Below are 12,172 nucleotides of genomic sequence, written 5' to 3'. Positions count from 1 at the left end.
GCCGCCGAGGCGCCGGGCGACCGCGAGGGCGGGCTGCGGGGCGGTGGCGAAGACGCTGCTGGCCGAGCCGCCCAGGAGCGCCCGGGCCTGCTGCTCGGCCTCCCGGTGGCCGGCGGGGACCAGCCCGACCGGCACGTCGATGCCCACCGCGGCGACGTCCTCCCCGGCCGCGGGACCGAGCACGGCGGCCGCGCTGCCCAGGTCCCAGGTCACCGTGGCCGGCGCGGACCCCTCGGGGTCGAGCGAGACGAGCGCCGCGAGCCACCGGCCCCGGACCCCGTCGACCCCGACCACCCGCACGTCCGACACAATGCCACCCGTGCGAGTCCACATCGGGTCCGACCACGCAGGCTTCGACCTCAAGCAGCACCTCGTGCAGGCGCTGACCGACGACGGCCACGACGTCGTCGACCACGGTCCCGCCGTGCTCGACCCCGCCGACGACTACCCGCCCTTCTGCCTGCGGGCGGCCCTGGGCGCCCGTGACGAGCCCGGCAGCCTCGGCGTCGTCGTCGGCGGCTCGGGCAACGGCGAGCAGATCGCGGCGAACAAGGTGCCCGGCGTGCGCGCCGTGCTCGCCTGGTCGGAGCAGACCGCCCGGCTCGGCCGCCAGCACAACGACGCGCAGGTGGTCTCCGTCGGCGCCCGGATGCACACGGCGGAGGAGGCGACCGGGTTCGTCCGGGCGTTCCTCGCCGAGGACTTCAGCGGCGACCCGCGCCACCAGCGCCGCATCGACCAGCTGAGCCGGTGGGAGAGCGACGGCGAGCTGCCGCCGCTGCCCGCGTGAGCCGACCCCACCCCGCGGGCGCCCGCCGCCGCCCGGCCCCCGGCACCGCCTGATGCCCGAGGGCCACACCGTCCACCGGTCCGCCCGGCAGCTGTCCGCCCACCTCGGCGGCGTCGAGCTCCGGGCCGACAGCCCGCAGGGCCGCTTCGCCGCGGGCGCCGCCGCCATCGACGGGCTGGTCATGGACCGGGCCGAGGCCTGGGGCAAGCACCTGCTGCTGCGCTTCGACGCCCCGCCCGGCAGCGACCGGTTCCTCCACGTCCACCTGGGGCTGTACGGGAAGTGGCTGCTCGGCACCGGCGAGCCGCCCGAGCCCCGCGGCGCCCTCCGGCTGCGGCTGGTCGGGCCCGGCGACGAGCCGGCCTGGGCCGAGCTGCGCGGCCCCACCGCGTGCGAGCTCATGGACGACGCCGGCCGCGCTGCGCTGCTCGCGCGCCTGGGCCCGGACCCGCTGCGCAAGGACGCCGAGCCGGAGCGCGCCTGGGAGCGGGTGCACCGGTCCCGCCAGGCGGTCGCGGCGCTGCTCATGGACCAGTCCGTCCTGGCGGGCGTCGGCAACGTCTACCGCGCCGAGGTGCTGTTCCGGGCCGGCCTGGCGCCGATGCTGCCCGGCAGCGCCGTGGCCGAGGCGGACTGGCAGCACGTCTGGGACGACCTGGTCGTGCTCATGCGCGCCGGGGTGCGGGCGGGCCACATCGTCACCACCGAGCGGCAGCACCGGGACCGGGTGAGCGGGCAGGCGCGCCGCGAGGACCGGTTCTACGTCTACCGCCGCCACGGCCTGCCGTGCCGGCTCTGCGGGACCCCGGTGCAGGTCGCCGACCTCGTCGGCCGGCGGCTGTACTGGTGCCCCGTCTGCCAGGCCGCCTGACCGGTCGGCCCCCGGACGGGTGAGGACGCAGCGTGCCCGGTGCGTCACGCTCGCGGTCCTCGCTGCGGGCGGCACCGGCCCCTAGGCTCGCCGCGTGCCCCGGTCCCGTGCTGCCGCCGTGCGCGCGAGGGCGGCCGGCTGGACCGGGGGATGGCCCCACAACCAGCCCGCGGTCTTCCTCGTCTTCGCCGGCCTCAGCGTCCTGTTCGCCGTGGCCAGCGGCACGTTCGTCACGTGGGTGCCCACCGCGTCGGCGGTGCTGCTCGTGCTGCTGGCGGGCTACTTCCTCCAGCTGAGGTACCTGCTGCTGCTGTACCCGGTGATCGCCGCGTGCGTCGCCGTCTCCGGGCTGCTGCGGTGGAGCACGGAGTACAAGGTGACGCCCGGGGTGGTCGTCATCATCGTGCTGAGCGCCGTGCTCATGGCCGGGTTCGTCCGCACCCGCGAGGTGCTCGGCGTCCAGGGCAACACCGGCCAGCAGATGCTCGTGGACCTCCGCGACCGGCTGCGCGCCCAGGCCCTGCCGGCACGGCTGCCGGACGGCGTCCGGATGGAGGTCGCCCAGCGCTCGGCCAACGGGGAGGGGTTCTCCGGCGACTTCGTCCTGTCCGTCGTGCGCCCCAGCACCGGCCGCTCCCGGGAGCTCGGCCCGCAGGACGTCGACTGGGCCGGCGCGCTCGAGGTCGTCGTCGTCGACGTGTCCGGCAAGGGCCAGGCCGCGGGGACGCGCGCGCTGCTGCTGTCCGGCGGGCTCAGCGGGCTGCTCGCCGGCTCCCGGGTCGCGGAGTTCCTGCCCGCGGCCAACGCCTACCTGCTGCGCCAGGAGTGGGAGGAGGGCTTCGCGACCGCGCTGCACCTGGTCCTCGACCCGGCGACGGGGGAGTACGCGGTCCGCACCGCCGGGCACCCGCCGCCCGTGCAGCACCGGGCGGGCTCGGGTGCGTGGGAGGTCGTCCCCGCGGTGCAGGAGCCGGCGCTGGGGCTGCTCGCGGGCGGCGGGTACGCCGAGGTCCGCGGCCGGCTGCAGCGCGGCGACGCGATGGTCCTCTACACCGACGGCGTCGTGGAGAACCGCGGCCGGGACCTGGCCTACGGCTTGGACCGGCTCACCGGGCAGCTGGTGCGCCACGTGCGGCGCGGCTTCGCCGGCGCGGCCGAGGCCGGCGTCGACGCGCCCCGCGCGGGTGCCGACGACGACCGGACCGTGGTCGTCGTCTGGAGGCAGTGACCCCCGGTCGACCCCACCGCCTGCCGTGCCGTACCGTCCACCCGTCAGGTAAGGCAACCCTCACGGGAATGGGTCACGGTGGTCGGCACCTTTCTGATCGGGCTCCGCGAGGGGCTCGAGGCGGCGCTCGTCGTCAGCATCCTCGTGGCCTACCTGGTCCGCAGCGGCCGTCGCGCCCTGCTGCCCTGGGTGTGGACCGGCGTCGCCGCGGCCGCGCTCGTCTCCATGGGCGTGGGCGCCGCGCTCACCTACGGCCCGCGCGGGCTGACGTTCGAGGCGCAGGAGCTCATCGGCGGCTCGCTGTCGATCGTCGCCGTCGGCTTCGTCACGTGGATGGTGTTCTGGATGGCCGCGGCCGCCCGCACCATCTCCGGGGAGCTCCGCAGCCAGGTCGACCGGGCGGCCGAGGCCGGGCGCCGCAGCGTCGTCGTCGTCGCCGCGCTCGCCGTGGGCCGCGAGGGCCTGGAGACCGCGCTGTTCCTGTGGGCGGCCACCCGCGCCACCGCCGGCGCCGCCGGGGCCGGCTCTGCGCCGCTGCTCGCGGCGGCCCTGGGCATCCTCACCGCCGTCGTGCTCGGGTACCTCGTCTACCGCGGCGCGCTGCGGATCGACCTGTCCCGGTTCTTCCTCGTCACCGGCGCCTTCCTCGTCGTCGTGGCCGGCGGCGTGCTCGCCTACGGCGTCCACGACCTGCAGGAGGCCGGCGTGCTGCCGGGCCTGACCACGCTCGCCTTCGACGTCTCCCACGTCGTCCCGCCGACCTCCTGGTACGGCGTGCTGCTCAAGGGCGTCTTCAACTTCTCCCCGGCGACCACGGTCCTCGAGGCCGTCGCGTGGGTCGGCTACGTCCTGCCCACCATGGCGCTGTTCCTGCGCCGCGCCTGGCCCCGCCCCCGTCCCGCCCCCGGTGGCACCGCCGCCGCCACCCCCACCACGACCTCGGAGGTCACGGCGTGAACGCCCGTCCCACAGCTGTCCGTCCCGCGCTGCTCCGCCCTGTGCTGCTCCGTCCCGCCGCGCGCCGCGCCGCCGCCGTGCCGGCCGCGCTCTCGCTCGTCCTGCTCGCCGGCTGCACCGACAACTCCGAGGGCACCGGGGCCGGGGCGCTCGCGGTCGACGCCACCGACTCCTCCTGCGAGGTCTCGGAGACCGAGGCGCCCTCGGGCACCCTGCGCTTCGCCGTGACGAACACCGGCGACGAGGTCACCGAGTTCTACCTGCTCGCCGAGGACGGCCTGCGCATCGTCGGCGAGGTCGAGAACATCGCCCCGGGCCTGTCCCGCGACCTCGTCGTGGCCACCCCGCCGGGGGAGTACTTCACCGCGTGCAAGCCCGGCATGGTCGGCGACGGCATCCGCGCCGCGTTCACCGTCACCGACTCCGGCGCGGACCTGGCGCCGACCGGCGACGAGGCCGTCCTCGTCGAGGAGGCCAGCACCGCCTACGCCGCCTACGTCCGCGACCAGACCGAGCAGCTGCTGGCCAAGACCCAGCAGTTCCGGGACCTCTACGTGGCCGGCTCCGACGACGAGGCCCGCGCGCTCTACCCGGACGCCCGGCTGCACTGGGAGCGCATCGAGACCGTCGCGGAGTCCTTCGGCGACCTCGACCCCAGCATGGACGCCCGCGAGGCGGACCTGGCCCCCGGCGACGAGTTCACCGGCTGGCACCGGCTGGAGAAGGACCTGTGGCCCGCCGAGGCCGAGGCCGGCTACGTCGGCCTGGACACCGCCGGCCGCACCGAGATGGCCGACCGGCTCGTCGCGGACACCCAGGAGCTGTACGACCGCACCCGGGACATGACGTTCACCGCCGACCAGATCGGCAACGGCTCCAAGGGTCTGCTCGACGAGGTCGCCACCGGCAAGGTCACCGGCGAGGAGGAGTTCTTCTCCCACACCGACCTGTGGGACTTCCAGGGCAACGTCGACGGCGCCCGGGTCGGCTTCGAGGGCCTGGAGCCGCTGCTGCGGACCAAGGACGAGGCCCTCGCCGACGAGATCGCGACCCGCTTCGACGAGCTGCAGGTCCTGCTGGACGCCCAGCGCTCCGGCGACGGGTACGTCCTGTACACCGAGCTCGACGAGGCCGAGGTCCGCGGCCTGTCCGACGCGGTCAACGCCCTGTCCGAGCCGCTGTCGCGGCTGACCTCGGCGGTGCTGGCCTGATGGCTGCCGCGCCCGTGGCGTGCCGTCCGTGAGCGGCGTCAGCCGTCGCCGGCTGCTCGGCCTCGCCGGCGCCGGTGCCGGGGGGCTCGCGCTGGGCGTCGGTGCCGCCGCGACCGCGGCGGCCACCGGTCTGGACGACGTCCTGCGCCCGGACCGCGGCGCCGGCGACGGCACGGCCTACCCGTTCCACGGGCCGCACCAGGCCGGCATCACCACGCCCGCCCAGGACCACCTGCACTTCGCCGCCTTCGACGTGACGACCACCAGCCGCGACGACCTGGTCGCCATGCTCCAGGCGTGGTCGGTGGCGGCGGAGCGGATGACCCGCGGTGCACCGGCCGGCGAGGGCGACCCCGCCTCCGGCGCCTACGACGCGCCGCCGGACGACACCGGCGAGGCGATGGACCTGCCGCCCGCCGGGCTGACGATCACCATCGGCTTCGGGCCCGGCCTGTTCCAGACCGCCGACGGCACCGACCGCTTCGGCCTGGCCGCCCGCCGGCCCGCGTCGCTGGAGCGGCTGCCGCACTTCCCGGCAGACGCCCTGGACCCGGCCCGCAGCGACGGCGACCTCTGCGTCCAGGCCTGCGCCGACGACCCCCAGGTCGCCGTGCACGCCGTCCGGAACCTCGCCCGGATCGCCTTCGGCACCGCCTCGCTGCGCTGGTCCCAGCTCGGCTTCGGCCGCACGGCGACCACGTCGGACGAGCAGGTGACGCCCCGCAACCTGTTCGGGTTCAAGGACGGCACCGCCAACATCACCGCCCAGCAGGACGACGCGCTCGCCGAGCACGTCTGGGTCCCCGACGCCGACACCGACGCCTCGACCGCGTGGCTGGCCGGCGGCTCGTACCTGGTCGCCCGGCGGATCGCCATGACCATCGAGCCGTGGGACCGCACGTCGCTGCGCGAGCAGGAGGCCGTCGTCGGCCGGACCAAGGGCGAGGGCGCGCCGCTGTCCGGCGGCACCGAGCACGACGAGCCGGACCTGGCGATGGCCGGCCGTGGCGGCCTCCCGCTGGTCGCCGAGAACGCGCACGTCCGCCTCGCCCACCCGAGCACCAACGGCGGCGTCCGGATGCTGCGGCGCGGCTACAACTACACCGACGGGATCACCCCGCTGGGGCGCCTGGACGCCGGGCTGTTCTTCCTCGCCTTCGTCCGCGACCCGGCGACGCACTACGTGCCGATGCAGACGCGGATGTCCGCGCAGGACGGGCTCATGGAGTACCTCCAGCACGTCGGCTCGGGCCTGTTCGCCGTGCCGCCCGGGGCGCCCGAGGGCGGCTGGGTCGGCCAGCAGCTCTTCGCCTGAGGACTACCCTCCCGGCATGGCCCACGACGGCAGGCTCGGCTTCTGGTACCGGGTGCGCTGGAACATCCAGTACGCCCTGCTCACGGTGGCGGGCCCGGCGGCCCTGGGCCCCGGCCACGACCCGCGCGAGCGGATGAGGCGCGAGCGGGCGGACCTCGAGCGCCGGGCGCGGGAGCGCGGGGGCCGCTGAGCCCCGCCGCTCAGCGCAGGACGTCCGCCAGGGCGCCGAGCAGCCGGTCGACGTCGTCGTCGTCGGTGTACGGCGCCATCCCGACGCGCAGGCCGCCCTCGTCGCCGAGCCCCAGCCAGCGCGAGGCCTCCTGGGCGTAGAAGTGCCCCGCCGGGGCGTCGACGCCGACGGCCGCGAGCGCGCGGGCGACGTCGGCGGGCCGGTGGTCGTCGAAGGTGCACAGCAGGGTGGGGGTGCGGCGGGCCGCCCGGGACCGGACGGTGGCGCCGAGGTCCCGCAGCCCGTCCTCGGCGCGGGCGCGCAGCCGGTCCTCGTGCCGTCCGACGGCGCCCATCGACGCCACGAGCCGGCTGCGGCGGTCCGTCCCGTCGGGGGCGGGCACGAGGCCGGCCAGCAGGTCGACCGCGGCCGTGGTGCCGGCGAGCAGCTCGTAGGGCAGCGTGCCGAGCTCGAACCGCTCCGGCACGGCGTCGCTGCTGGGGTCCAGCTTGTCGGGGCGCAGCTCCTCCAGGAGCCCGGCGCGGCCCGTGAGCACCCCGTGGTGGGGACCGAGGAACTTGTACGGCGAGCAGACGAAGGTGTCCGCGCCCGTGGCGGGCACGTCGACCACGGCGTGCGGGGCCAGGTGCACGCCGTCGACGTGGAGCAGGGCACCGACCTCGTGGACCAGCGCCGCGACGGCCGGCAGGTCGGGGCGGGTGCCGAGCAGGTTCGAGGCGCCGGTGACGGCGACCAGGCGGGTGCGCGGGGACAGCTGCGCCGCGACGTCCTCGGGGACCAGCTCGCTGGTGGCGGGGTCGAAGGGCACCCGGCGCACGGTGGCGCCGACGGCCTCGGCGGCGCGCACCCAGGGGCGGACGTTGGCGTCGTGGTCCAGGCGCGTGACGACCACCTCGTCGCCGGGCCCCCAGCCGGCCGACAGGGTCCGCGCCAGGTCGAAGGTGAGCTGGGTGGCGCTGCGGCCGACGACGACCGTCTGCGCCGGGACGGCGAGCAGGTCGCCCAGGGCGGCCCGGGCGCCCTGGACGACGGCCTCGGCGTTGCGGGCCGCGCGCGTCAGGGTGCCCCGGTTGGCCAGGGGGGCCAGCAGGGTGGCGCGCACCGCGTCGGCGACGACGTCGGGGGTCTGCGTCCCGCCGGGGCCGTCGAAGTGCGCGGACCCCCCGACGAGCTGCGGGAACCGGGCCCGCAGCGCGGCGACGTCCAGCACCGGGAGGGCGGTCACCCGAGGCCCCCGCCGCTGTCGCCGGCGGGGTCGAACCACGCCAGGAACCGGCCGGTGCCCTCGGGGGCGCCGGGTGCGGGCTCGATGAGCACCCGGCAGGCGACCTCGTGCCCGTCCGCGTGCAGCACGGGCAGCGTCACGTGGAGGCCCAGGATGACCGTCTCGCCCGTGGCGAGGTGGCGGGTGAACCCGGCCACGTGCGCCTCGCGCAGCCGGGCGGGCACCAGCGCGACGATCCGCTGCCCGGCGAGGTCGCCGACGTCCCACCCGACCAGGGCGGCCATCGACGGGCTCACCGCGACGACGCGGCCGGCGTCGTCGGCAGCCACGACCGCCCGGGGGGAGGAGCGGACCTCGGCGGTGTCCCACTCCGGGTGCGCACGCGGCACGGGGACGCCGGCGGCGACGAAGCGATCGTGCGCGGCACCCTCCCAGGCCTCGGGCCGGGCCCCGCCGTGCTGGGCGACGACCTGGCCGCACGCCCAGTCGCGCACCGCCACGACCTCCGGCAGGGCGGGGCGCACGAACAGCCGGCCCTCGGCGGCGAGCAGCTCGGCGAGGTCGAGGACCTGCTTCAGGCGGGGGAAGGCGGCGGCCACCTCGTCCGGGACGCGCAGCCGGAGGTCGTACGGCTCGAGCGCGAGCGACGCGCGGTCGGTGGGCGCGGGGAGCCGGGTGCCCGCCGGCCGGGGGCCGAGGCGGGCGTCGACCGCGGCCCACAGGGCGGTGGAGATGGTGCTGCGGGCCAGGTCGGCGGCCGCGAGGTCGACGGCGGCAGCCGTGCCGTCCGTGCCGTCCGGGCTGTCGGGGGAGCCGGGCTCGTGCAGCCCCGCGTGGTCCGTGGCCAGGTGGAGCATGAGCTCGCGGAGGATCGCGTCGTGGTGCTCGCGGGCGGCGAACCACAGCGTGGGCGGGATGCCGAGGAGGACGACCTCCGCGCCGGCCGGGTCCTCCTCGCGGGCGCTCGCCTGCACCGCGTCGCGGGTGGCCTCGTCCCAGGCGGAGTCGTCCCACGCCGCCAGCAGGTCGTCGCCGTCGCCGGCGTCCGGCGTCCCGCGCACGACGAACCACGCCGTCTTGCCGTGCGGGCCGGCGTCGCGGATGCCGTGCTCGGCCGCGAGGACGGCCACCAGCCCCATGCCGCGCCCGGTGGTGGCGTAGCTGTCGTAGGAGCGCTGCACCGGCAGCATCGGGCTGGAGTCGCGCACCTCGACGAGCACCTCGTCGGGGCCGACCGTGACGGTGACGACGATCTCCGTGTGCGCGTGGACGATCGCGTTGGTGATGAGCTCGCTGCAGGCCAGCTCCGTGGTGTCCAGCCACTCCTGCCGGCCGGCGGCGTCGAGCACCTGCCGCAGCATCGCCCGGGCACGGGCGGCCGACGCCGGGTCGGGGGGCAGGGTGAGCGAGCGCGGGACGGCGGCCCCGGCGTCCCCGGGCTGCGCGTGCGCCCCTGGGTCCATGCGCCGATCCTCCCCCAGCACGGCCCGTCGCACCGTCTGGGGCAGGCACGCGCCCCGGCTGGGCACACTGTGCGCCGTGACGACGACCGACGTGAGCCCCCTCCCCGTGACCGGACGCCGGTGAGCGGGCGCCACGGCCCCGACGCCGGCGACGGGTCGGTCGCCAGCCGGCGGCCCCTCGTCGTCATGCTCGGGATCCTGCTGCCGCTCGTGCTCGGCAGCCTCGTCGGCCTCGCCGTGCTGTGGCCCTCCGCCGACGCGGCCGTGGCGGGGACGGGGCCCCTGGTCGACATGTCCGACAACGTCCAGGTGCGCGGCGAGGTCCTCGGTTCCGCCGGCGAGGTGTGCGAGGGCGCTCCGGCCGACCTGCTCGAGGACGGCTCGGTCCCGCTGTCGGTGCTGTGCGCCAGCGCCTCGGTGCGCCTGCTGTCGGGCCCGGAGGAGGGCGACGTCGTCGAGGTGCCCCTCGCGCCGCAGGTGTTCACCGCCGGCGTCGAGCCGGGGGAGCGCGTCGTGCTCGGCCGCAACGCCACCGTCTCCGTCGAGGGCACCGTCGTCGAGGCCGACCCGGACCAGGTCGTCTACTCCTGGGTGGACGCGGACCGGTCGCGGGCCCTCGTCGCGCTCGCGGTCGGCTTCGTCCTGCTCGTCGTCGCCGTCGGCCGCGCCCAGGGGGCCGCCGCGGTGGCGGGCCTCGCGCTCACGTACGTGGCGCTGGCCTACGTCGTCCTGCCGGCGCTGCGCCAGGGCGAGAGCCCCGTCCTCGTGGCGCTGTGCGTGTCGGTCCCGCTCCTGACCGTCGTCCTCTACCTGGCGCACGGCTTCTCCACCCGGACGACGGCGGCCCTCGTGGGGACCGTGTTCGGCCTGCTCGCCACCACCGGCCTGGCCGTCTGGGCGTCCTCGGCGGCCAGCCTCGACGGCTTGACCGACGAGGACGCCTACGAGCTCAGCGCGCTGACCACCGGCACCGACCTGCGCGGGATCATCCTCTGCGGGCTCGTGGTCGCCGGGCTCGGCATCCTCAACGACGTCACCATCACGCAGGTGTCGGCGGTCTGGGAGATCCGGGCCCTCGCCCCGGCGGCGCGCTTCGGCGAGCTGTTCCGGTCGGGGATGCGGGTGGGCCGGGACCACCTGGCCTCCACCGTGTACACGATCGCCTTCGCGTACGCGGGCGCCGCGCTGCCCACCATGCTGCTGCTGGGGCTCTACGACCAGCCGCTGGAGCAGGTCCTCACCTCCGGCGCGGTGGCCGAGGAGATCGCCCGCACCGCGGTGGGGTCCATCGGGATGATCCTGGCGATCCCGGTCACCACCGCGGTGGCGGCCGCGAGCGTCGCGGCCGGGCTGCGACCGGCGGCTCAGGTCCCGCAGAACGTCACGTAGCCGTCGGCGCCTCCGGGGGACGGCAGCTCGTACCGCTCCAGGCCCGCGCGCCGGTCGAACGGCGACGACACCGCCTCCAGCAGCGTCGTCAGCGGACCGAGGTCGCCCGCGGTGGCGGCGTCGAGCGCCTCCTCGACCAGGGCGTTGCGGGGCACGTACACCGGGTTGACCCGGTCCATCGCCTCCGCGTCCGGTCCGGTGGCCTGCCAGCGGGAGACCCAGGCCTGCGCCCCGGCCACCGCGTCGGCGTCCTCCAGGGCGGGGAACAGGGTCGCCGCCGCGACGACGACCGGGCTGCCGGCCCGCCCGACGTCGGCCAGGCGCCGGTAGAAGGACGTGTGGTCGACCCGGCCTGCCTGCAGGAGCGGGAGCAGGTCCTCCGCCAGCGCCCCGGCGACGCCGTCGTCCGTGCCGGCGGGCAGCCCGAGCTTGGCGCGCATCCCGGCGTGCCAGGCGGCGGCGTAGCGGGCGCGGAAGCCGTCGAGCACGGCCGTGGCCGCCGCCACGGCCTCGTCCTCGTCGTCGCCCAGCAGCGGGAGCAGCGCCTCGGCGAGCCGGGCGAGGTCCCACGCGGCGACGACGGGCTGGTTGCCGTAGGCGTAGCGGCCGCCGGTGTCGATGGAGCTGTAGACGGTGCCCGGGTCGAAAGCCTCCATGAACGCGCAGGGGCCGTAGTCGATGGTCTCCCCGGACACGGTCATGTTGTCGGTGTTCATGACGCCGTGGACGAAGCCGACGAGCATCCACCGGGCGACCAGGTCGGCCTGGACGGCGACGACCGCCTCGAGCAGCGCCAGGGCGGGGCGCGGGGCGTCGGCGGCCTGCGGGTGGTGGCGCCGCACGGCCACGTCGACGAGGCGGCGCAGCAGGTCGTCGTCGCGGGTGAGCGCGGCGTACTGGAAGCTGCCGACGCGCAGGTGGCTGGAGGCCACCCGGGCCAGCACGGCCCCCGGCAGCCAGGTCTCGCGGCGCACCTGGCGCCCGGTCGCGACCACGCCCAGCGACCGGGTCGTCGGGATGCCGAGCGCGTGCATGGCCGTGGCGACCACGTGCTCGCGCAGCATCGGCCCGACGGCGGCCAGGCCGTCCCCGGCACGGGCGAACGGGGTGCGGCCGGAGCCCTTGAGGTGCAGGTCGCGCAGCCGCCCGTGGCGGTCGACGAGCTCGCCCAGCAGCAGCGCCCTGCCGTCGCCGAGGCGCGGGGACAGCCCGCCGAACTGGTGCCCGGAGTACGCCTGGGCGACCGGCAGGGCGCCCTCGGGCACGCGCTCGCCGGTGAGCAGCCGGACGCCGTCCTCGCTGCGCAGCCAGGCCGGGTCGAGCCCCAGCTCGGCGGCGAGCCCCTCGTCGAGCACGAGCAGCCGCGGCCCGGGCGCGGGCGCGGGCTGCCACGCCACGGCCATCTCCGGCAGCTCGTCGGCGAAGCGGTGCTCGAGGGCGACGGTGACCGACGACGAGGTGGCGGACGGCGAGGTGGGGGAGGGCGAGGTGCTCACCCTCCGAGGGTACGGAGGCCGCCCCGGCAGGCCTCGC

At 76.7% G+C, this 12,172-nt stretch carries 12 protein-coding genes; 8 read left to right on the top strand and 4 right to left on the bottom strand.

The features are described from left to right. The coding region (locus WCS02_RS03895) for a DUF429 domain-containing protein (RefSeq protein ID WP_340290002.1) at nt 1–300 on the bottom strand (300 nt) is incomplete at its 3' end. A 19-nt stretch (nt 301–319) separates the two neighbouring features. Here WCS02_RS03895 and WCS02_RS03890 point away from each other — a divergent pair. From WCS02_RS03890 to WCS02_RS03860, 7 genes are all read left to right on the top strand, one after another. Further along, nucleotides 320–790 (top strand): ribose-5-phosphate isomerase, encoded by a 471-nt coding sequence (locus tag WCS02_RS03890; protein ID WP_340290000.1) that lies wholly within the window; start codon nt 320–322, stop codon nt 788–790. Between the two features lie 52 nt (nt 791–842). Further along, nucleotides 843–1,661 (top strand): Fpg/Nei family DNA glycosylase, encoded by an 819-nt coding sequence (locus tag WCS02_RS03885; protein ID WP_340289998.1) that lies wholly within the window; start codon nt 843–845, stop codon nt 1,659–1,661. Between the two features lie 94 nt (nt 1,662–1,755). Continuing rightward, nucleotides 1,756–2,889, top strand: coding sequence for a PP2C family protein-serine/threonine phosphatase (locus WCS02_RS03880; protein WP_340289995.1), 1,134 nt, complete (start codon nt 1,756–1,758; stop codon nt 2,887–2,889). 78 nt (nt 2,890–2,967) lie between these two features. Next, nucleotides 2,968–3,846 (top strand): iron uptake transporter permease EfeU, encoded by an 879-nt coding sequence (gene efeU, locus WCS02_RS03875; protein ID WP_340289992.1) that lies wholly within the window; start codon nt 2,968–2,970, stop codon nt 3,844–3,846. Further along, nucleotides 3,843–5,057, top strand: a complete 1,215-nt coding sequence (gene efeO / locus WCS02_RS03870; protein ID WP_376983843.1) for an iron uptake system protein EfeO — start codon at nt 3,843–3,845, stop codon at nt 5,055–5,057. Before efeU ends, efeO begins: the two co-directional genes overlap by 4 nt. Nucleotides 5,058–5,085: 28 nt before the next feature. After that, nucleotides 5,086–6,372, top strand: coding sequence for an iron uptake transporter deferrochelatase/peroxidase subunit (gene efeB, locus WCS02_RS03865; RefSeq protein ID WP_340289989.1), 1,287 nt, complete (start codon nt 5,086–5,088; stop codon nt 6,370–6,372). A 16-nt stretch (nt 6,373–6,388) separates the two neighbouring features. Next, nucleotides 6,389–6,562: a hypothetical protein gene (locus tag WCS02_RS03860; protein ID WP_340289986.1), complete on the top strand. Its 174-nt coding sequence runs from the start codon at nt 6,389–6,391 to the stop codon at nt 6,560–6,562. A gap of 10 nt (nt 6,563–6,572) precedes the next feature. Here the strand turns inward: WCS02_RS03860 and WCS02_RS03855 are convergent, their stop codons facing one another. Together WCS02_RS03855 and WCS02_RS03850 are read right to left on the bottom strand one after the other, a co-directional pair. Beyond that, nucleotides 6,573–7,787, bottom strand: a complete 1,215-nt coding sequence (locus WCS02_RS03855) for a cysteine desulfurase-like protein (protein ID WP_340289983.1) — start codon at nt 7,785–7,787, stop codon at nt 6,573–6,575. Further along, on the bottom strand, nt 7,784–9,250 hold the full coding sequence (locus WCS02_RS03850) for an ATP-binding protein (RefSeq protein ID WP_340289980.1): 1,467 nt from the start codon (nt 9,248–9,250) through the stop codon (nt 7,784–7,786). The genes WCS02_RS03855 and WCS02_RS03850 overlap by 4 nt, the downstream gene beginning before the upstream one ends. A 120-nt stretch (nt 9,251–9,370) precedes the next feature. Between WCS02_RS03850 and WCS02_RS03845 the strand changes: the two genes are divergently transcribed. Further along, nucleotides 9,371–10,639 (top strand): YibE/F family protein, encoded by a 1,269-nt coding sequence (locus WCS02_RS03845; protein WP_340289977.1) that lies wholly within the window; start codon nt 9,371–9,373, stop codon nt 10,637–10,639. Here WCS02_RS03845 and WCS02_RS03840 read toward each other — a convergent pair. After that, nucleotides 10,615–12,135 carry a protein adenylyltransferase SelO gene (locus WCS02_RS03840; protein WP_340289974.1) on the bottom strand — a complete coding sequence of 507 codons (1,521 nt, stop codon included), beginning with the start codon at nt 12,133–12,135 and terminating at the stop codon, nt 10,615–10,617. The two genes, WCS02_RS03845 and WCS02_RS03840, sit on opposite strands and share 25 nt — an antisense overlap. Between the last annotated feature and the right edge of the window lie 37 nt (nt 12,136–12,172).

This window comes from Aquipuribacter hungaricus, from assembly GCF_037860755.1.
Taxonomy (GTDB): domain Bacteria; phylum Actinomycetota; class Actinomycetes; order Actinomycetales; family JBBAYJ01; genus Aquipuribacter; species Aquipuribacter hungaricus.
Note: the sequence above shows the minus strand (reverse complement) of the source record. Positions and strands in the feature narration are given on the sequence as shown.

What these genes read in the sequence shown, in the direction of transcription:
- WCS02_RS03885 (WP_340289998.1), top strand. Translation starts at nt 843, where the DNA reads ATGCCCGAGGGCCACACCGTCCACCGGTCCGCCCGGCAGCTGTCCGCC.
- WCS02_RS03860 (WP_340289986.1), top strand. Translation starts at nt 6,389, where the DNA reads ATGGCCCACGACGGCAGGCTCGGCTTCTGGTACCGGGTGCGCTGGAAC.
- WCS02_RS03850 (WP_340289980.1), bottom strand. Translation starts at nt 9,250, where the DNA reads ATGGACCCAGGGGCGCACGCGCAGCCCGGGGACGCCGGGGCCGCCGTC.